The sequence below is a fragment of the Vagococcus sp. JNUCC 83 genome (assembly GCF_053667615.1).
Window position 1 is genome coordinate 502,028 of the sequence record NZ_CM132204.1, and the last position, 21,069, is coordinate 523,096.

The window sequence follows — 21,069 nt, forward strand, 5'->3', positions numbered from 1 at the left end:
TTATGATTGAAAGAAAAACAAATAATACCTTTGATTTAGTATCAAAATACGAACCTGCGGGTGATCAACCTGAGGCAATAAAAACATTAGTTAAGAATATAGAAAATAATGAAAAAGCTCAAATACTACTGGGAGTGACAGGATCAGGTAAAACATTTACGATGTCAAATGTGATAAAAGAAGTTAACAAACCAACTTTAATTATTGCACATAATAAAACACTTGCTGGACAGCTGTATAGTGAGTTTAAGGAATTTTTCCCTAATAATGCGGTTGAATATTTTGTTAGTTATTATGATTATTATCAACCGGAAGCGTATGTGCCATCAAGTGATACGTATATAGAAAAAGACTCGAGTGTTAATGATGAAATTGATAAATTACGCCATTCGGCTACAAGCTCTTTATTAGAAAGAAACGATGTTATTGTTGTGGCATCTGTATCTTGTATTTATGGATTGGGAGATCCTAGAGAATATCAAAATCAAGTTTTGTCGTTGCGTGAAGGTATGGAAATGGAGCGGGACCAATTACTTAGGAATTTAGTCGATATTCAGTTTGAACGAAATGACATCGACTTTCAACGTGGACGATTTCGTGTAAGAGGGGATGTCGTAGAGATTTTTCTTGCTTCAAAAGATGATTATGCCTTAAGAATTGAATTTTTTGGTGATGAGATTGATCGAATTAGAGAATTTAACGCGTTAACAGGTGAGATTATTGGGGAAAGAGAACATATTGCTATTTTTCCTGCGACTCACTTTGTGACAAATGAAGAACATCTTGAAGAAGCTATTGCAAAAATTCAAAAAGAATTGGATGAACGATTAAAAGAACTCAGAAGTGAGGAGAAACTATTAGAAGCTCAGAGGCTCGAACAACGAACCAATTATGATATCGAAATGATGCGTGAGATGGGTTATTGTTCAGGCATTGAAAATTATTCGCGCCATATGGATGGACGAAGTGAGGGCGAGGCACCTTATACATTGATTGACTTTTTTCCGGATGATTTTTTAATTATGGTTGATGAGTCACATGTAACTATGCCACAAATTCGTGGGATGTATAATGGAGACAGGGCTAGAAAGCAAATGTTAGTTGATTATGGATTTAGATTACCGAGTGCGCTGGATAACCGTCCACTGCGCCTAGAAGAATTTGAAGAAAAAGTCGATCAAATTATGTATGTATCAGCAACACCTGGTCCTTATGAAATGGAACAAACACAAGAAATTGTCGAACAAATTATCCGACCAACAGGATTGCTTGACCCTGTGATTGAAGTCAGACCAATTATGGGACAAATTGATGATTTGGTTGGTGAAATTTACGAGCGAGCGGAAAGAAACGAACGCGTCTTTATCACGACCTTAACAAAAAAAATGTCAGAGGATTTAACTGATTACTTTAAAGAATTAGGTATTAAAGTGAAGTACCTTCATAGTGACATAAAAACTCTCGAGAGAACAGAAATTATTCGAGATTTACGCTTGGGTGAATTTGATGTTTTAATTGGGATTAATTTATTGCGTGAAGGGTTAGACGTGCCAGAGGTGTCACTTGTTGCAATACTTGATGCAGATAAAGAAGGATTTTTACGAAGTGAACGCTCACTTATTCAAACTATCGGTCGTGCTGCAAGAAATGCAGATGGTAAAGTAATTATGTATGCTGATAAAATCACGGATTCAATGGAAAAAGCAATGTCTGAAACAAGTCGTCGTCGAACGATTCAGGAGGAATATAATGCTGAACATGGAATTGTTCCTAAAACAATCAAAAAAGACATACGCGATTTGATCCGTATCACTAAAGAAAGTGATGAAGAATCTGTTGGAGCAGTATCTATTAAAGAGCAATACAATGCAATGGATAGAGATGGTAAGGAAGCAGTGTTACTCGATATTGAACTCCAAATGAAAGATGCAGCAAAGGCGCTCGATTTTGAAAAAGCGGCCACATTACGTGACACGTTATTAGAACTTAAAGCAAGCAAATAGGAGATATGACATATGGCAAATGATAAAATTGTGATACACGGTGCGAGAGCACATAATTTAAAAAATATAGATGTGACGATACCAAGAGATAAATTAGTTGTGATTACCGGATTATCAGGTTCAGGTAAAAGCTCGTTAGCGTTTGATACATTATACGCTGAAGGACAAAGACGATATGTTGAAAGTTTATCATCTTATGCTAGGCAGTTTTTGGGTCAGATGGACAAACCGGATGTTGACAGTATTGATGGATTAAGTCCAGCTATTTCGATTGACCAAAAAACAACAAGTAAAAATCCTCGTTCAACTGTTGGGACGGTAACAGAAATAAATGATTATTTAAGGCTGCTTTATGCTCGTGTGGGAGAGCCGATTTGTCCAAATGATGGCACTAAAATTAGTAGCCAATCGCCTGAACAGATGGCAGATAAATTGTTAGAATTAGAAGAACGAACTAGAATTCAAATTTTAGCTCCTCTTGTTCGCGGAAAAAAAGGCCAACATAAGAAAGTGTTTGAGAAAATAAAAAAAGATGGTTTTGTTCGTGTGAGGGTAGATGGTGAAACCTATGATATTTCTGAGGTGCCTGAACTAGAAAAAAATAAAAAACATGACATAGAAATTATTGTTGACCGTATTGTGATAAAAGATGGTGTGCGGTCGCGATTATTTGATTCTTTAGAATTAGCACTACGTTTGGCTGATGGGTATGTTTTGATTGATGTCATTGGTCAAGAAGAGATGTTATTTAGCGAACATTATGCTTGTCCTTATTGTGGCTTTACTGTAGGAGATATTGAACCACGATTGTTTTCTTTTAATACGCCATTTGGTGCATGTCCTGAGTGTGATGGGTTAAGTGTTAAATTAGAAGTGGATGCAGATTTAGTTGTACCAGATGACATGAAAACACTAAGAGAAGGAGCTATTGCACCTTGGAATCCGATTAGTTCTAATTATTATCCTAATATGTTAGAACAAGCTTGTGAGCAGTTTGGTATTGATTTTGATACGCCGTTTAAAGAGTTAACGAAAGAACAAAAAGAGTTATTATTTAGAGGTTCTGGAGAAAAAACGTTTCATTTTCATTATAAAAATGAGTTTGGTGGCGTACGTGATGTGGATATTCCATTTGAAGGTATTTTAACAAATATTAATCGACGTTATCATGAAACCAACAGTGATTATACTAGAGAACAAATGAAACTATATATGACTGAATTAACGTGTGAAACATGTCATGGTTATCGTCTTAATAAAGAAGCTTTATCGGTAAAAATTGATGGGAAACATATTGGAGAAATCAGTGAGCTGTCCGTTAATAAATCACTTAATTATATGTCAGAATTAACATTTGGTGAACAAGATACGATGATTTCAAAACCGATACTAAAAGAAATAAAGGATCGTTTAAGTTTCTTAGAAAATGTTGGTCTAGGCTACTTAACACTGAGTCGTTCTGCTGGGACACTCTCAGGTGGAGAAGCACAGCGTATTCGTTTAGCAACACAAATTGGGTCAAACTTATCTGGTGTACTTTATATATTAGACGAACCATCTATAGGGTTACATCAACGTGATAACAATCGTTTAATTGATTCATTGAAAAAAATGCGAGATTTAGGAAATACTTTAGTTGTAGTTGAACATGATGAAGATACTATGAGAGCGGCTGATTATTTGATTGACATTGGACCAGGGGCAGGTGAACAAGGCGGACAAATTATTTCTGCTGGGACTCCAAAAGAAGTAGAAAAAGATAAAAATTCTTTAACAGGACAATACCTCTCAGGAAAACGAAAAATTGAGGTGCCAAAAGAGCGACGAAAAGGTAATGGAGAGAGCGTGACTATTAAGGGAGCAAAAGAGAACAATTTAAAAAATATTTCTGTTGAGTTTCCTATGGGTAAATTCGTTGCCGTGACAGGCGTGTCTGGTTCTGGAAAAAGTACATTGGTGAATACGATTTTAAAAAAAGCTTTAGCTCAAAAAATTAATCGAAACTCTGCCAAGCCGGGGAAATTTGAGGAGATAACCGGCTATGAAACGATTGAAAAAATTATTGATATCGATCAAAGTCCAATAGGTAGAACACCTCGAAGTAATCCAGCTACCTATACAAGCGTATTTGATGATATCCGTGATTTGTTTGCTAAAACAAATGAAGCTAAAACCCGTGGATACAAAAAAGGCCGATTTAGTTTTAATGTAAAAGGTGGGAGATGTGAAGCGTGTCGTGGAGATGGTATTATAAAAATAGAAATGCACTTTTTACCAGATGTATACGTTCCATGTGAAGTCTGTCATGGACAGCGTTATAATTCTGAAACATTAGAGGTTCGATATAAGGGTAAAAATATTGCTGAAATATTGGAGATGACAGTGGAGGAATCTGTTGAATTTTTCCAAGCGATTCCTAAAATTCATCGTAAATTGCAAACAATTGTTGATGTTGGACTAGGTTATGTAAAACTTGGTCAATCTGCGACCACTTTATCAGGTGGAGAAGCACAACGGATGAAGTTGGCGAGCGAACTGCATAAGCGATCAACTGGGAAAAATTTCTACATATTAGATGAGCCAACCACAGGACTTCATACGGAAGATATAAGTCGTCTACTTGAGGTTTTAAACCGTTTAGTTGATAGTGGTAACACAGTATTAGTGATTGAACATAATCTAGATGTGATAAAAACAGCTGATTACATTATTGACTTGGGTCCAGAAGGTGGCGATGGTGGTGGAACAATTATAGCTACAGGAACACCAGAGGATATTATAAAAGTGGAAGAAAGTTATACAGGATATTATTTAAAAGAAGTTATGGAACGATAATGATATTGACTATTATGACAAAAAACGGCAGAATTTTATCTGTCTTTTTTTGTTATGTATTCATTAATAATTGCTTAATTATATCGCATTTTTTATAAAGCGTTTACATTGTAAATTAAATGTAAAAAGACTTGCAATTTATGTTACTAAATTATATGTTTATCATGAGATAAGTCAGGTACTATTTCATTGTGTAAATTTTTTGTAAAAACTTAGGGGGGACATTCGTGAAAAGAGTGTTAAAAATGATCGCATCAGTTGGTTTTCTATTAACTGTGACTGGATGTGGTGCAGTTGACAATGGTGAATCGATAAATGCTGTGGGATCATCTGCTATGCAACCACTTGTTGAGGCTGCTGGTGAACAATATAGTAGTAATCATTTAGGTAAATTTATTAATGTTCAAGGTGGCGGTAGTGGAACAGGATTAAGTCAAGTTCAAGCTGGTGCTGTGCAAATAGGCGATTCTGATTTATTTGCAGAAGAAAAAGAAGGCATTGATAGTAAATTATTAGTTGATCATAAAGTTGCTATTGTTGGATTAACGCCGATTGTTAATAAAGAAGTGGGTGTATCTGATATTAGTATGGAAAATTTAAAGAAAATATTTACTGGAGAAATAACTAACTGGAAACAAGTTGGCGGTAAAAATCAAGAAATTGTATTGATTAATCGTGCAGCTGGTAGTGGTAGCCGTCATACGTTTGAACAATGGGTATTACAAGGTAAAAAAGCAAAAGGTTCCCAAGAACAAGATTCAACAGGAATGGTGAGACAAATTGTAAGTACGACACCTGGAGCAATTAGTTATGTTGCCTTTTCTTATGTCAATAAAGATGTTGCTACGTTGAGCATTGATGGGGTTAAGCCAACTGAAGATAATGTAAAAGATAATAAATGGGTTATCTGGTCATATGAACACATGTATACAAAAGGAGAGCCACAAGGATTAACGAAAGACTTCCTTGAATATATGCTCTCAGAAGAGGTACAAGAAAATATTGTTCCACAATTAGGTTATATCCCTGTGTCGCAAATGCAGGTTGAAAGAGATGTTGAAGGTAATATAGAAAAAATTTCCAAATAAAAATTGTTGTTTCAATAGGAGGATAAATTTTGGAAGATATTCAAAGCAAATTGCTAAAAAAGTCGAAGAAGGCGAAGTTAGAACAATTTGGTAAGACAATTAGTTTTATCGCAATCTTATTTATTGTTGTTGTCGTAGTGGCTATATTTTACTTTGTTGCCAGTAAAGGATTTGCTACATTTTTTAAAGATAAAGTAAATATTTTTGATTTTTTATTTGGTAAAGAGTGGAATCCAGGTTCAGTGAGTGAGTCTGGTAAACCATTAGTGGGTGCTTTACCTATGATAGCTGGCTCATTTATTGTCACACTATTATCAGCAATTATTGCCACACCGTTTGCCATTGGTGCAGCTGTTTTTATGACAGAAATTTCACCAAAGTTAGGAACAAAAGTATTACAACCAGTTATTGAATTATTGGTTGGTATTCCCTCTGTTGTTTATGGCTTTATAGGATTGTCTGTTGTTGTACCGGCAGTCCGTAGCGTATTTGGAGGTTCTGGATTTGGTATTTTAGCCGGAACATTTGTGTTATTTGTTATGATTTTACCAACTGTTACTTCTATGACAGTAGATGCGTTAAAAGCTGTTCCTAGACATTATCGTGAAGCATCGTTAGCTTTAGGTGCGACGCGTTGGCAAACTATTTATAAAGTAGTATTACGTGCAGCGATTCCAGGTATTTTAACAGCTGTTGTGTTTGGTATGGCTCGAGCTTTTGGTGAAGCTTTGGCGATTCAAATGGTCATTGGTAATGCCTCACTAATGCCTCATAACCTGATTACACCAGCTTCTACACTAACCAGTGTATTGACGATGGGAATAGGTAATACGGTGATGGGAACACTTGAAAATAATGCACTATGGTCATTAGCTTTATTACTATTACTTATGTCATTGTTCTTTAATATTGTGACTCGATTGATTGGTAAAAAAGGAGAGATGAAATAATGAATGCAAAGAAGGCAGATAAAATTGCAACAGGTGCTTTGTACGCCATTGCAGGTATTATTATATTAATCCTTGCTAGTTTAATTCTTTATATTTTAGTTAGAGGGTTACCACATATCAGTTGGAGTTTTTTAACAACACCATCTAAAAGTTTCCAAGCTGGTGGTGGAATTGGTATACAGCTCTTTAACTCATTTTATTTATTGTTTATTACAATGTTGATAAGTATTCCTATTTCATTAGGTGCTGGAATTTATTTGTCTGAATACGCTAAGAAAAACTTTTTTACCAGTGCAATTCGTACTGCTATTGAAGTATTAAGTTCTCTACCATCAGTAGTAGTTGGTTTATTTGGATTTTTAGTATTTGTTATTCAGGCAGGGTTAGGATTTTCTATTATATCTGGAGCCTTAGCATTAACGTTTTTTAACTTGCCACTTTTAACAAGAAATGTGGAAGAATCTTTAAAAGCTGTACATTATACACAACGTGAAGCTGGACTGGCTCTTGGTTTATCAAGATGGGAAACAGTCACTCGTGTGGTTATTCCAGAAGCACTACCAGGTATTTTAACAGGGGTTATCTTAGGAGCAGGTCGTATCTTCGGTGAAGCTGCCGCATTGATTTATACTGCTGGACAAAGTGCGCCTGCCTTAGACTTTACAAATTGGAACCCAATGAGTATTTCTAGTCCATTAAATATTTTTAGACAAGCAGAAACACTTGCTGTTCATATTTGGAAAATTAACAGTGAAGGGAATATGCCAGACGGTGCACAGGTATCTGCTGGAGCATCAGCAGTATTAATTATAGCTGTTTTACTGTTTAACTTTTTAGCACGATTTTTAGGTAAGAAACTTCATAAAAAAATTACATCAGCTTAGATTGGGGATTTAGATGAAAACTTATAATACTGATGAGACGCATATCATTACAATGGATCCAACAAATCAAGAGATTGCGTTAGAGACCAAAGACATACATGTTTGGTATGGTCAAAATGAAGCCATTAAAGGTGTGTCATTACAATTTGAAAAAAATAAGATTACGTCACTAATAGGACCATCTGGTTGTGGTAAGTCAACGTACCTTCGATCATTAAATCGTATGAATGACCAGATAGATGGCACAAAAGTAACTGGTGATATTATATATAAAAATACTGATATTAATTCATCAAAAATTGATGTATATGAGATGAGAAAGCATATAGGGATGGTATTTCAAAGACCTAATCCATTCAGTAAATCAATTTATGAAAATATTACCTTTGCTTTAAAAAGACATGGTTTAAAAGACAAGAAAAAACTAGATGAAGCAGTCGAAACGAGTTTAAAACAAGCGGCTTTATGGGATCAAGTAAAAGATAACTTACATAAGAGTGCACTAGCTTTATCAGGTGGACAACAACAGCGTTTATGTATTGCACGTGCGATTGCTATGAAACCAGATATCTTATTGTTAGATGAACCCGCTAGTGCGTTAGACCCTATTTCAACAAGTAAAGTGGAAGAGACATTAATTAACTTAAAAGAAGATTACACGATAGTTATTGTAACGCATAATATGCAACAAGCTTCTCGTATTAGCGATTATACGGCCTTCTTTTACATGGGAAAAGTGTTAGAATATGATCAAACTAAAAAAATATTCACTCGTCCAAAAATACAAGCAACCGAAGACTATGTCTCAGGTCACTTTGGTTAGGGGGAAAAAATATGTCTATTATTGAATCAAATGATTTGCATTTATATTATGGTGAAAATGAAGCGTTAAAAGGCATCACAATGGATTTTGATCAAGGCGGTATCACTGCACTGATAGGACCGTCTGGCTGTGGTAAATCGACCTTTTTAAGAACGTTAAATCGCATGAATGACTTAATTCCTTCAGTGACCATCACAGGGAAAGTTACATATAAGGATAATGATATCTATAGTCCAAAAACAGACATTGTAACGCTACGTAAACAAATTGGGATGGTATTTCAACAACCAAATCCATTTCCATTTAGTATATATGAAAATGTTATCTATGGACTAAGACTTGAAGGAAAACATACAAAAGAAGAGCTAGACCGAATTGTTGAAGAAAGCTTAAAAGCAGCCGCTGTTTGGGATGACGTTAAAGATAAGTTAAATAAAAGTGCTTTGTCTTTATCAGGTGGGCAACAACAACGTGTTTGTATAGCTCGTGTATTAGCTGTTCAACCAGAAGTTATTTTATTAGATGAGCCAACCAGTGCCTTGGATCCAGTTTCTAGTGGTAAAATAGAAAATATGCTGTTAGAATTAAAAGATGACTACACAATGATTATGGTGACACATAACATGCAACAAGCTTCTCGTATATCTGATAAAACAGCTTTCTTTTTAAACGGTGATTTAATTGAGTATGATAAAACAAAAAAAATATTCTTAAACCCAAGTCAAAAAGAAACAGAAGATTATATTACTGGAAAATTTGGATAAACTAAAGATAATTATGTTTATAAAGGAGATGAAGAACATGCTTAGAAGCCAGTTTGAAGAAGATTTACAAAATTTACATGATAAATTTGAACACATGGGAAATGATGTTAATACGGCTATTAGTAATTCTGTGCGCGCATTTATTGACCACGATAAATCAATGGCTAAAGATGTCATAGAAGCTGATGGACAAATTAATGCCCAAGAGTTAGGGCTTGAGAAGAAGAGTTTTGAAATGATTGCTTTGCAACAACCTGTAACAACAGATTTAAGACGTATTGTAACAATCATGAAAGCAAGCTCAGACTTAGAACGTATGGGAGACCATGCCGTTTCCATCGCTAAAGCAACAATTCGTTTAAAAGGGAATAAACGAGTGTTATCAATCGAGGAAGAAATTTCAGATATGGCAACACACGTTATGGGAATGGTTAGCACAGTTTTAGATGCTTATATTCACACAGATAGTGATAAAGCCATCAAAATTGCTCAAAGCGATAAAGTGACGAATGATTATTTTAAATCTATCTATCGTCATTCAATTAAAGCAATGGAACAAGATACTGAAACAGTTATTGTAGGGGCTGATTATTTACAAGTAGCAGGTTACTTAGAACGTATTGGTGACTATGTATGTAATATATGTGAATGGATTATTTATTTACGAACAGGTAAAATATCCGAATTAGCCGCAACCATGCATGAAGATGAATAATATAAATAAAAACCACTGATGTATTTTATGTATCAGTGGTTTTTTATGCGTTTTATCCTTTTTTTATGATTTAAAAGGTCTTTTTTAAGAATAAATATTTAATTTAATTTGAAAATAATGCATATTTATGTTGACTTTAGAAAGTAAAACGTATATTATTGAACATAATTTAACAAGTAATTATGGAGGGATAATATATGGTAAAAGAGAAAGTTGTATTAGCATATTCTGGAGGATTAGATACTTCCGTTGCGATAAGTTGGTTAAAAAAAGATTATGATGTCGTTGCTGTTTGTTTAGATGTTGGTGAAGGCAAAGATTTAGACTTTATTAAAGAAAAAGCATTAACTGTTGGAGCCATCGAATCTTACGTTATCGATGTACGTGAAGAATTTGCCACAGAATTTGTTTTACCAGCACTACAAGCTCATGCATATTATGAGCAAAAATACCCACTTGTTTCGGCGTTAAGTCGACCGCTTATTTCAAAAAAATTAGTTGAGTTGGCACATCAAGTTGATGCAACAGTGATTGCTCATGGCTGTACAGGAAAAGGAAATGACCAAGTACGATTTGAAGTAGCCATCGCATCACTAGACCCAAAAATTAAAGTCATCGCTCCTGTGCGTGAGTGGAAGTGGTCACGTGAAGAAGAAATTAATTATGCAAAAGAAAATGGCGTTCCTGTCCCAGCTGATTTAGATAATCCTTATTCTGTTGACCAAAATCTGTGGGGCAGAGCGAATGAATGTGGTGTTTTAGAAAACCCATGGAATGAAGCGCCAGAAGAAGCTTTTGCATTGACAGTATCTCCAGAAAAAGCACCAGATAAGCCAGAATATATTGACATTACGTTTGAAAAAGGCGTTCCAGTGAGTCTTAATGGGGAAAATTATAGTTTAGCTGAGCTGATTCAAACATTAAATGAGATTGCTGGAAAACATGGGGTTGGAAGAATTGATCATGTAGAAAATCGTTTAGTTGGTATAAAATCTCGTGAAATTTATGAATGCCCGGGAGCAATCACTTTGTTAACTGCTCATAAAGAAATTGAGGATTTGACATTAGTTCGTGAGGTTTCTCATTTTAAACCTATTTTAGAAAATGAGTTATCAAATTTAATCTATAATGCTTTATGGTTTAATCCAGCGACACAAGCCATTTTAGCCTATATTAAAGAAACCCAAAAAGTTGTTAATGGAATAGCTAAAGTAAAATTGTACAAAGGAAATGCGACAGTTGTTGCAAGAAAATCACCCAATTCATTGTATGATGAAAACTTAGCAACTTACACAAGCTCAGACACATTTGATCAAGATGCAGCGATAGGATTTATTAAGTTGTGGGGACTACCAACAAAAGTTAATGCTGAAGTTAACGACCCGAAGGAGTGATTTTATGAAAAATGAAAAACTTTGGGGTGGCCGATTTGAGCAAAGCTTGGAAGATTGGGTAGAAGAATTTGGTGCATCTATATTATTTGATCAAAAAATGGCAGAATTTGATTTAAAAGGCTCTATTGCTCATGCAACCATGCTTGGAAAAACAGGGATTATTTCCGAAGAGGACTCCAATACAATAGTCAATGGTTTAAAAGAATTGCTAGATGATTATCAGCAGGGAAAGTTAGTTTTTGATGTAACTAATGAAGACATTCATATGAATATTGAAGTTCTACTAACTAAAAAGATTGGCGAGATAGCAGGTAAGCTACATACGGCTCGTTCAAGAAATGATCAAGTAGCGACAGATATGCATCTATATTTGAAATATCATCTTGATATCATTATTAAAAAAATACAGGCTTTGCGTCAAGTATTGGTGAGTTTAGCAGAAAAACATGTTGAAACAATTATGCCAGGCTACACACATCTACAACATGCCCAGCCTATTTCTTTAGGACATTACTTTATGGCGTATGAGAGCATGTTTAAAAGAGATAGTGAGCGATTTGAATTTAATATTAAGCACACTGACATATCGCCTCTAGGAGCAGCAGCTTTGGCAGGCACTACTTTTCCTATTGATAGAGAATTAACTGCTGAATTAATGGGATTTTCGGATATTTATAGTAATTCATTAGATGCTGTGTCAGATAGAGATTTCATACTAGAGTTTTTATCAAATGCTAGCATTTTAATAATGCATATGTCGCGAATGTGTGAAGAAATTATTTTATGGTGTTCTAATGAATATCAATACGTGTCATTGTCAGACACCTTTTCGACAGGTTCTTCTATTATGCCACAGAAAAAGAATCCAGATATGGCTGAGTTGATTCGTGGAAAAACTGGTAGGATATATGGGAATTTATTGTCACTTTTAACGGTCATGAAGTCATTACCATTAGCATACAATAAAGATTTACAAGAAGATAAAGAAGGAATGTTTGACACTGTGGAGACGATTAGTGTATCGTTGGATATTTTAGCAAGAATACTTGATACAATGAGTGTTGATGAAAAAAGAATGCTTCATGCCACAGAAAAAGATTTTTCAAATGCAACTGAGTTAGCCGATTATTTAGCTAAAAAAGGGATACCTTTTAGACAAGCACATGAAATTGTTGGCTCATTAGTTTTAGAATGTACACAATCAGGTATTTATTTACAGGATATCTCGTTAAGTAAGTATAGAGAATTGTCTGAGTTGATTGATGAAGATATATTTGAAATATTAACCTCAAAAACTGCAGTAGCAAGAAGAAATAGTTATGGTGGAACAGGATTTAAACAAGTATATCAGCAAATTGAACAAGCAAAAAAAGAATGAAAGTTATAGAAAAATCGTTATTTAATAGCGATTTTTTTATTATGTTTCAAAAAAGTAATGATATCTCAGTTTGATTAAAAAATGTAATTTTTTTGTAACAAATTAATGGAGATTTTATGTTATAGTTTATAATATAATAGATAGAATTGGAGTTAAATGATATATGAAATTCAAAAAAGTTTTAGCTGTAACCTTGTTAACAACAACCCTATCTGGATTTGTTTGTCCAGCTGTTATTCATGCTGATAATGTTGATAAAAAAATAGAAGACTCTCAAAAGAAAATAGATGAGTTAACATCAAAGAAAAATGAATCAGATAGAACGTTAGAAGAATTAAATACGACTATAAAAAATTTAGATACAGATATTGATAATGTTTTATCTGAAAAAGTGTCACTTGAAAAAGAAATTAATACTTTAACAAAAGAAATTGATGATTTAACTGTCATTATTGAAAAACGTAACAAACAGATTGAAAGTCAGGCGCGTTCTGCCCAACTTAATCAGGAAGATCAAGATTTGATGAGTGTTATCTTAGAATCAGAATCAATCTCTGATGCATTGAGTCGTACAATGGCGTACACAAAGTTAGTGTCAGCTAACAAAGATGTGATGGAAGCACAAAAAAAAGATAAAAAAGTTTTAGCGGAGAAAAAAGAGACATTAAACAAAAAAGTTGAGGATGTCAACAAAACCGCTGAAAAATTAAAAACGAAACAAAATGAATTAGAACAAAATAAAGCAACTCAAGTAAAATTAGCTGAAACAATCCTTAAGGAGTTGTCAAAAGAGTCAAGTAATAAATCTGAATTACAATCCCAAAAAGCTGAGGCGGAGCGTATTGCAGCTGAAAATAAGAAACGACTAAAAGAATTAGCTGAAAAACAAACGGCTGCGGAAAAAGCCTTAAAAGAACAACGTGAAAAAGAACAAAAAGAAGCTGAAGCGAAACAACTTGAGGCGAATGATAGTATTTCTCCGTCTAAACAATCAAGTGCTATTGGAAAGAGCAATAATTCTCAATCAGAAGAGCAAGAAAAAGAAGTGGTCTCTTTACCTAGTCAAGGAGGTTTTTCACTTCCATTAGCGGGCGGTTACACCATTACAAGTGGATTTGGATCAAGAACAGATCCTACAGGTTATTCAGGTAGTCAACATGATGGGATTGATTTAGCGACTTCTGCAGGGACACCAATATTAGCCTCTCGAGCGGGTGAAGTCGTGGAAGCAAGCTACCATCCAAGTGCTGGTAACCATGTGATTATTTTACATGATAACGGCTTATATACTTACTATATGCATATGACAAGTATTGGAACAAGTGTTGGCTCTGTTGTTGAAGCAGGGCAAACGATTGGAACGGTTGGATCAACCGGTAACTCAACAGGTGCCCATTTACATTTTGGTATTAGTTCTGGTTTATGGAGTGGATTTATGGATCCTTCTTCAATTTTGTCATTTTAATTTCCGATATTAAAAACCTTAAACTTAGTTTTTAAGGTTTTTATTTTTTAGGATGATAGCATAATAAGTCTTGGTATACAGTGATAAATCCAACTCAAGTCCTATGACATTTGTTTAAAAATGAGACATAATATGAGTGTAGGTTAGAAATGCTTAGATAAAGAACTCAAGAGGAGGATATATTATGAACGAACGTGAAAGAATATTAGAATTAGTAAAACAAGGTATCTTAACTACTGAAGAGGCATTAGTTCTTTTGGAAAATATCGCAACTGAAAAAGATGAGAAATTAATTGATAATGAAGCAAAATTGGTAAATTATAAAACGTCTGAAGAAAAAGAACAAGCTAGTTATAACGATAGTAAAGCATTGGAAAAAATATTAGAAAAATTAGCTGAAGAGGAAAATAGAAAATCAGTTGAATATGATGAACTGACAGTTGAAATTCAAGGCCTTAGACAAGACATTCGTGAAATTGAAGAACAGTTAATGGTATTTGATACAATGGAAGATTTAGATACACTGCCACCGGAAAAAGAAGCCGAACGTGAACAATTAAAGAAAGATTTAGCGTATTTGAAGGAAACTGATATACAACTTACAGCAGAAAAGGCAGAATTAAATGAAGAATTAAAACACATTAAAAACGAAAGAAAAGAAACACAAAATACCGAAAAAATCTTAGGCTTTGACATTCCAAAAGAGTGGAAAGAACAAACAAATGAGAAACTGAATCAGGCAACTGGAAAAGTAGAAGAGGCTGGAAAATACTTTGGTGAGTTTTTAAAGAAAACTGTGGATGCTGTCAGCTCAACAGTTTCTGATAATGTTGAATGGAAAGACGTCAATATTAAAGTTCCAGGAGTAAGTAGTCATTCGTTTACTCACGAATTTTTATACCCAAATAGTACAGCGACATTAATTGATGTAAAAGTTGCTAATGGGAAAGTGACGTTTAAAACGTGGAATCAACCAGATGTAAAGGTTATTGCCAATATTAAATTCTATGGTAAATTAAATAACAATACACCATTTGAAGCATTTATCGAGCGCAGTGAAATCGTTGTGGATGAAGAAAATATTTCATTCCAGATTCCTAACAAACGATTAAGTTGTGATTTAGAATTTTTCTTACCAAAACATCTATTTGATCATGTATCAGTAAAAATGTTAAATGGTGATATCAAAGTGGAAGATATGTTACTTGGGGATATTTTCTTAAAATCAACTAATGGAAAAATGACCATTAATCGTGTGAAAGCAACTATGTTAGAAGTTGAAGGTGTTAACGGGGACATCAAAGTGGAAGAAAGCGAAATTGTTGATTTTATAGGTCAAACGGTCAACGGTGAAGTGGTAAGTAAATCATCTATTGTACATACAAGCATGTCACTTATTAATGGTGCAATAAAAATCACATCAAAAGATGCAACGCCAAAAAAAATTAAAGCAACTGTAGTGAACGGTGATATCAAAGTGTCATTAGCAAAAGATTTAGGAGTTCAAGCAAGTTGTCAGACTAACTTTGGTTCGATAAAAAATCGATTAGAAAAAATTGATATTTTGAAAGAAAAGAAAGAACGTATGAATCAACTAGTTGATTTCGTTCGTCAAGAAGAAGAGATAGTTCAATTATCTTTAAATACAACAACAGGAAGTATTTACTTAAAGGATAATGACTAATAGATGGAGTGATTAAAATGAGTAGAAAATTAACTAAATCAAATAGTAACATTGTTTTAACAGGAACGTTGGCGGGGATTGCAGAATATTTTAATATTGACCCAACTTTAGTAAGGATTATTTATGTTATTTTATCTATGTTTACGTTTGGTTCTCCAATCGTTTTGTACATTATTTTGGCATTAATAGTTCCAGCTTCAAACAAGCCACGTCAACCACGTTCTCCTTATGAAGGATATTCTCATCCCTATGAGGATTCTTCTGAAAAATATCGAACAAAAAGACCGCGTAAAGAAGCTAAAAAAGTAGAAGAAGATGACTGGAGTGACTTTTAGTGACGTATTTCCAACGTCTGATTATTAATACACTGGCATTTATTTCTTTGTCAGTGTTATTTCCATCAATGTTCTACGTTAATAGTTTTATGATTGCTGTTGTTGCGAGTATCGTGTTGTCAGCATTAAATTTTTTAGTCAAACCGATTTTGCATATTTTATCTTTACCTATTACGTTAATAACATTTGGATTATTTAGCTTTGTTATAAATGGTATCATGCTAAAATTTACATCAGTGATTGTAGGGGAGCAAAATTTTGCCTTTTCAAGTTTAGGTGCAGCTGTTTTTATTTCCTTACTATTATCATTAATTAATTCAATTGTTGTTAATAAACATGTAGAACGTTATTAAAATAAAAGTGCTTAGTGTTAATCGCTAAGCGCTTTTTTTGTATTATGGATGGTATGAAACTAGGACTTTGCTAGATTTTTTTTATTAATTGATTTAAACTAGTATTTATGAAACTGTTGAATCAAAGAGATAAAGAAAGTAGGGAAATTAATGGCATTACGTTCAGGGATTGATGTGGGATCAACCACTGTTAAATTAGTTGTGATAAATGAAGAAAATGACGTTTTATTTTCTAGATATGAACGCCATTATTCCGACGTAAAAACTGCAGCTATTACTATTTTAAAAGAAGCTAAAGAAGTGATTGGTGATCAAGAGTTAACAATGAATATTACTGGATCTGGTGGGATTGGACTAGCAGATCTTTTATCAATTGATTTTATCCAAGAAGTCATTGCTTGTACAAAAACCGTTGAAGAAATTATTCCAGAAACGGATGTTGCGATTGAACTAGGTGGAGAAGATGCCAAGATTACATTTTTTGATGGTGCTATGGAACAACGAATGAATGGTAGTTGTGCAGGTGGAACGGGTGCGTTTATTGATCAAATGGCGACTCTTTTAAAAACAGATGCTAATGGGGTCAATGAACTTGCAAAAAATTATCATACTATTTATCCGATTGCTTCTAGGTGTGGAGTATTTGCAAAAACAGATGTCCAACCTTTGATTAATGAAGGGGCAGCAAAGGAAGATATTGCAGCAAGTATTTTCCAAGCTGTTGTTAATCAAACAATAGCTGGCTTAGCTTCTGGACGAAAAATTAAAGGAAAAATTGCATTTTTAGGAGGTCCTCTTTATTTTATGTCAGAATTACGTCAACGGTTTATTGAAACGTTAGACATCAAAGATGAAGACGTCATCTTTCCAGATAACCCTCAGTTGTTTGTTGCTATGGGAGCCGCACTAGATTCAGAAGGAACTAAGTCTAGATGTTTAAGTGATTTTATTCACTTGTTGGAAACAGAGAATATGTCTGAATTATCAACTTCTGATCGTTTAGAACCATTATTTGAAACAACTGAAGATTTGAAAGAATTTCGTCAAAGACATGCCCAAGCTTCGGTCAGTAAAAAAGAATTATCAACTCATGAAGGAGCCGTATTTTTAGGGATAGATGCAGGGTCTACGACGACCAAACTAACATTGATAGATGATGAAGGGAATTTACTTTATTCGTATTATGGTAACAATGAAGGTGAACCATTAGAGACAACCATCCGTATTGTTAAAGATGTTTATAAAAAATTACCTGAGACTGCCTATATTGCAAAATCAGCGATTACTGGCTATGGCGAAAAGTTAATTCAACATGCTTTAAAAATTGACATAGGTGAAGTAGAAACAGTAGCTCATTATAAGTCAGCAAATTATTTTAACCCAGGAGTTGACTTTATTTTAGATATTGGTGGTCAAGATATGAAGGCTATGACCATAAAAGATGGAGTCTTGTCATCTATTCAATTAAATGAAGCATGCTCGTCTGGATGTGGGTCATTTATAGAATCGTTTGCTAAATCATTGAATTATGGTGTGGAAGATTTTGCTGACTTGGCACTTGAAGCCAATCACCCAGTTGATTTAGGGTCTAAATGTACGGTGTTTATGAATTCAAAAGTTAAGCAAGTGCAAAAAGAAGGGGCTTCTGTTGGTGAAATATCAGCCGGATTATCTTATTCAGTAGTAAAAAATGCCCTATACAAAGTAATAAAAGTCAGACGTCCTGATGAGTTAGGTGAGAAAATAGTTTGTCAAGGTGGAACATTTTATAATGAGTCAGTCTTGCGTGCGTTTGAACAACTTGTTGGACGAGAAGTGGTGAGACCTTCTATTGCTGGTCTTATGGGAGCCTTTGGAGCGGCACTGATTGCTCTTGAAGATTATGAACTTGGTGACGAGTCAACTTTGTTGTCATTGGACGAACTTGACGAATTATCAGTGGAAAAAGATCGGATGGATTGTGGTCTTTGTGAAAATCATTGTATGCTAACAGTTACTTTGTTTTCAGATGGACGCCAGTTTATTACAGGAAATAGGTGCGAACGTGGTGCTAGAATAAAAGTTAAAAAAGAAGATAAAAAGGAAAATTTAGTCGATTATAAATACAAACGATTATTTAAATATAAACCTTTACGTAAAAAAGAAGTAACTCGTGGAGAAATCGGCTTACCTCGTGTGTTAAACATGTATGAAAATTATCCATTATGGCACACATTTTTCACGGATTTAGGATTCCAAGTAAAATTATCTCCAAGATCTAATAAATCAGTTTATGAAAGAGGAATGGAAACTATTCCAAGCGATACTGTTTGTTACCCAGCCAAATTATCACACGGTCATGTTCAATCCTTGATAGATGACGGGGTCCCATTAATCTTTTATCCAGGAGTGATTTTTGAGCGACAAGAGGAAAAATCGGCAGATAACCACTTTAATTGTCCGATTGTACAAAGTTATCCTGATGTGTTACGTAATAATATGGACGACATTAGAGAAGGTAAGGTTGATTACCGAAACCCATTTTTAAATTTAGCCAATCCATATTCTGTGGCTATTGTGCTTTATGAATGTTTTAAAGATTTTGGTGTGACTCAAGAAGAGGTAAAAAGTGCATTGACACATGGTTACAATGAATTAGAGACTTTTAAAGAGGATATCCGAGCAAAAGGTGAAGAAACGTTACGTATGTTAACTTTAAAAGGCGAAAAGGGAATTGTATTAGCAGGAAGACCTTATCATATTGATCCTGAGATTAATCATGGTATTTCACAAATTATTACTCAAGAAGGGTTCCATGTGTTAACTGAAGACAGTATTTCTCATTTAGAAGAGATGGATAACTTACGTGTCGTTAATCAATGGGTCTATCATTCTCGTTTATATGCGGCAGCAAAAGTTGTAGGAAAAAATAAACATTTAGAGATGGTCCAACTCAATTCATTTGGTTGTGGAATTGATGCAGTCACCACAGACCAAGTCGAAGAAATATTGGATAAATATGGGAAAATTTTTACAGTCCTAAAAATAGATGAAGGTCTTAATTTGGGAGCAATCAGAATTAGAATTCGTTCATTAAAAGCAGCTATGAAGGAACGTGAAAAAAATAAATATGAACCAGACATTCATTTTGAAGAACCTGAAAAAATAGTCTTTACTAAAGAAATGAGAAAAAAACACACGTTGTTGATGCCAATGCTGAGTCCAATCCATCAAAGTGGTTTATTTGATGTAGCATTAGAGTCTTCTGGATATCATGTCGTTTGTTTACCAATGATGGATAAAGAAGCCGTAAATGTTGGATTAAAATACGTTAACAATGACGCTTGCTATCCAGCTATTATATCAATAGGACAATTGGTTGAAGCGTTACAAAGTGGTGAATATGATTTAGACAATGTCAGTGTGATGATGACACAAACTGGTGGAGGCTGTCGAGCGACTAATTATATTCCATTATTAAGAAAAGCTTTAAAAGAGGCAGGTTTTGGGAAAATTCCTATTGTTTCTATTTCTTTAGGAAATAAAGGTGTTGAAACAAATCCAGGATTCAAGTTCACATTACCAATGTTAAAACGCATCGCAGTCGCAGTTTTATATGGTGATTTATTTGAGCGATTAGTATACCGCACAAGACCATATGAGATTAATAAAGGGGAAATAGATGCCTTGCATGTGGAATGGCTAAAGAAAGTAGAAAAAAATGTTCGTAATGGTTCACTGACCTTATTTAACCAAAACATGAAAAAAATCATTAAAGACTTTGATAATATTCCACTTCATGAAACAATAAAACCTAAAGTAGGGATAGTAGGAGAGATTTTTGTTAAATATTCACCGACAGCTAATAATGATATAGTTAGATTATTAGAAGAAGAGGGAGCAGAAGTCGTTGTACCTGATTTGATTGGATTTATGAATTATTCATTATACAATCAAATATGGAAATATGAAAATCTAGGTATGCCCAAGAAAAATAAAACATATGCAGAATTTGCGATAAAACTAATTGAAAAAATCGAAAAACCAATGTCAAAAGCGCTGAATAACTCTAAGCGTTTCAACGGTATTCATTCAATTAAACAATTAGCAGATGATGCTAGTAAAGTATTATCAATAGGAAATCATACGGGAGAAGGATGGTTCTTAACTGGTGAAATGATTGATTTGCTTAAAACAGGTGTGAATAACATTGTGTGTATGCAACCTTTTGGCTGTTTGCCAAACCATGTGGTAGGTAAAGGAGTCATAAAAGAGTTACGTCATCAATACCCAGGAGCAAATATTGCAGCAATTGATTATGACCCAGGAGTATCAGTTGTGAATCAGCTAAACCGTATTCGATTGATGCTTGCAACAGCTAAAAAGAATTTACAGCCAACAGTTGAGGTCTAGAACTTA

At 34.2% G+C, this 21,069-nt stretch carries 15 protein-coding genes; all 15 read left to right on the forward strand.

What is annotated here, in order from left to right; genetic code table 11:
* Positions 1-2 precede the first annotated feature (2 nt).
* The 15 genes from uvrB (at position 3) to JNUCC83_RS02435 (ending at position 21,063) form a co-directional block, all read left to right on the forward strand.
* Positions 3-2,003, forward strand: a complete 2,001-nt coding sequence (gene uvrB, locus JNUCC83_RS02365; RefSeq protein WP_454460643.1) for an excinuclease ABC subunit UvrB — start codon at positions 3-5, stop codon at positions 2,001-2,003.
* A 12-nt stretch (positions 2,004-2,015) separates the two neighbouring features.
* On the forward strand, positions 2,016-4,838 hold the full coding sequence (uvrA, locus tag JNUCC83_RS02370) for an excinuclease ABC subunit UvrA (RefSeq protein WP_454460644.1): 2,823 nt from the start codon (positions 2,016-2,018) through the stop codon (positions 4,836-4,838).
* Positions 4,839-5,083: 245 nt separating this feature from the next.
* Positions 5,084-5,926 (forward strand): phosphate ABC transporter substrate-binding protein PstS family protein, encoded by an 843-nt coding sequence (locus JNUCC83_RS02375; RefSeq protein ID WP_454461311.1) that lies wholly within the window; start codon positions 5,084-5,086, stop codon positions 5,924-5,926.
* 29 nt (positions 5,927-5,955) lie between these two features.
* A complete protein-coding gene (gene pstC / locus JNUCC83_RS02380; RefSeq protein WP_454460645.1) occupies positions 5,956-6,876 on the forward strand; it encodes a phosphate ABC transporter permease subunit PstC in 921 nt (306 codons plus the stop codon).
* Positions 6,876-7,760, forward strand: a complete 885-nt coding sequence (gene pstA, locus JNUCC83_RS02385) for a phosphate ABC transporter permease PstA (RefSeq protein ID WP_454460646.1) — start codon at positions 6,876-6,878, stop codon at positions 7,758-7,760. The genes pstC and pstA overlap by 1 nt, the downstream gene beginning before the upstream one ends.
* A gap of 13 nt (positions 7,761-7,773) precedes the next feature.
* On the forward strand, positions 7,774-8,583 hold the full coding sequence (gene pstB, locus JNUCC83_RS02390) for a phosphate ABC transporter ATP-binding protein PstB (protein ID WP_454460647.1): 810 nt from the start codon (positions 7,774-7,776) through the stop codon (positions 8,581-8,583).
* Positions 8,584-8,594: 11 nt separating this feature from the next.
* Positions 8,595-9,347, forward strand: coding sequence for a phosphate ABC transporter ATP-binding protein PstB (gene pstB / locus JNUCC83_RS02395; protein ID WP_454460648.1), 753 nt, complete (start codon positions 8,595-8,597; stop codon positions 9,345-9,347).
* Positions 9,348-9,384: 37 nt separating this feature from the next.
* On the forward strand, positions 9,385-10,062 hold the full coding sequence (phoU, locus tag JNUCC83_RS02400; RefSeq protein ID WP_454460649.1) for a phosphate signaling complex protein PhoU: 678 nt from the start codon (positions 9,385-9,387) through the stop codon (positions 10,060-10,062).
* Between the two features lie 197 nt (positions 10,063-10,259).
* On the forward strand, positions 10,260-11,456 hold the full coding sequence (locus JNUCC83_RS02405; protein WP_454460650.1) for an argininosuccinate synthase: 1,197 nt from the start codon (positions 10,260-10,262) through the stop codon (positions 11,454-11,456).
* Between the two features lie 4 nt (positions 11,457-11,460).
* On the forward strand, positions 11,461-12,834 hold the full coding sequence (gene argH / locus JNUCC83_RS02410) for an argininosuccinate lyase (protein WP_454460651.1): 1,374 nt from the start codon (positions 11,461-11,463) through the stop codon (positions 12,832-12,834).
* A gap of 163 nt (positions 12,835-12,997) precedes the next feature.
* Complete coding sequence (locus JNUCC83_RS02415; protein WP_454460652.1) at positions 12,998-14,299, forward strand: murein hydrolase activator EnvC family protein; 1,302 nt, start codon at positions 12,998-13,000, stop codon at positions 14,297-14,299.
* A gap of 184 nt (positions 14,300-14,483) precedes the next feature.
* Complete coding sequence (liaX, locus tag JNUCC83_RS02420; RefSeq protein WP_454460653.1) at positions 14,484-15,983, forward strand: daptomycin-sensing surface protein LiaX; 1,500 nt, start codon at positions 14,484-14,486, stop codon at positions 15,981-15,983.
* A 17-nt stretch (positions 15,984-16,000) separates the two neighbouring features.
* Positions 16,001-16,318 carry a PspC domain-containing protein gene (locus JNUCC83_RS02425; protein WP_454460654.1) on the forward strand — a complete coding sequence of 106 codons (318 nt, stop codon included), beginning with the start codon at positions 16,001-16,003 and terminating at the stop codon, positions 16,316-16,318.
* Positions 16,318-16,671, forward strand: a complete 354-nt coding sequence (locus tag JNUCC83_RS02430) for a phage holin family protein (RefSeq protein WP_454460655.1) — start codon at positions 16,318-16,320, stop codon at positions 16,669-16,671. The genes JNUCC83_RS02425 and JNUCC83_RS02430 overlap by 1 nt, the downstream gene beginning before the upstream one ends.
* A gap of 150 nt (positions 16,672-16,821) precedes the next feature.
* Positions 16,822-21,063 (forward strand): acyl-CoA dehydratase activase-related protein, encoded by a 4,242-nt coding sequence (locus JNUCC83_RS02435; protein ID WP_454460656.1) that lies wholly within the window; start codon positions 16,822-16,824, stop codon positions 21,061-21,063.
* Positions 21,064-21,069: the final 6 nt, after the last annotated feature.

Excerpts from the sequence above, each read along its gene's own strand:
- pstB (WP_454460648.1), top strand. The coding sequence starts at position 8,595 with ATGTCTATTATTGAATCAAATGATTTGCATTTATATTATGGTGAAAAT.
- JNUCC83_RS02435 (WP_454460656.1), top strand. The coding sequence starts at position 16,822 with ATGGCATTACGTTCAGGGATTGATGTGGGATCAACCACTGTTAAATTA.
- JNUCC83_RS02425 (WP_454460654.1), top strand. The coding sequence starts at position 16,001 with ATGAGTAGAAAATTAACTAAATCAAATAGTAACATTGTTTTAACAGGA.
- pstA (WP_454460646.1), top strand. The coding sequence starts at position 6,876 with ATGAATGCAAAGAAGGCAGATAAAATTGCAACAGGTGCTTTGTACGCC.
- uvrB (WP_454460643.1), top strand. The coding sequence starts at position 3 with ATGATTGAAAGAAAAACAAATAATACCTTTGATTTAGTATCAAAATAC.
- pstB (WP_454460647.1), top strand. The coding sequence starts at position 7,774 with ATGAAAACTTATAATACTGATGAGACGCATATCATTACAATGGATCCA.
- JNUCC83_RS02405 (WP_454460650.1), top strand. The coding sequence starts at position 10,260 with ATGGTAAAAGAGAAAGTTGTATTAGCATATTCTGGAGGATTAGATACT.
- JNUCC83_RS02375 (WP_454461311.1), top strand. The coding sequence starts at position 5,084 with ATGATCGCATCAGTTGGTTTTCTATTAACTGTGACTGGATGTGGTGCA.
- liaX (WP_454460653.1), top strand. The coding sequence starts at position 14,484 with ATGAACGAACGTGAAAGAATATTAGAATTAGTAAAACAAGGTATCTTA.
- phoU (WP_454460649.1), top strand. The coding sequence starts at position 9,385 with ATGCTTAGAAGCCAGTTTGAAGAAGATTTACAAAATTTACATGATAAA.
- argH (WP_454460651.1), top strand. The coding sequence starts at position 11,461 with ATGAAAAATGAAAAACTTTGGGGTGGCCGATTTGAGCAAAGCTTGGAA.
- uvrA (WP_454460644.1), top strand. The coding sequence starts at position 2,016 with ATGGCAAATGATAAAATTGTGATACACGGTGCGAGAGCACATAATTTA.
- JNUCC83_RS02415 (WP_454460652.1), top strand. The coding sequence starts at position 12,998 with ATGAAATTCAAAAAAGTTTTAGCTGTAACCTTGTTAACAACAACCCTA.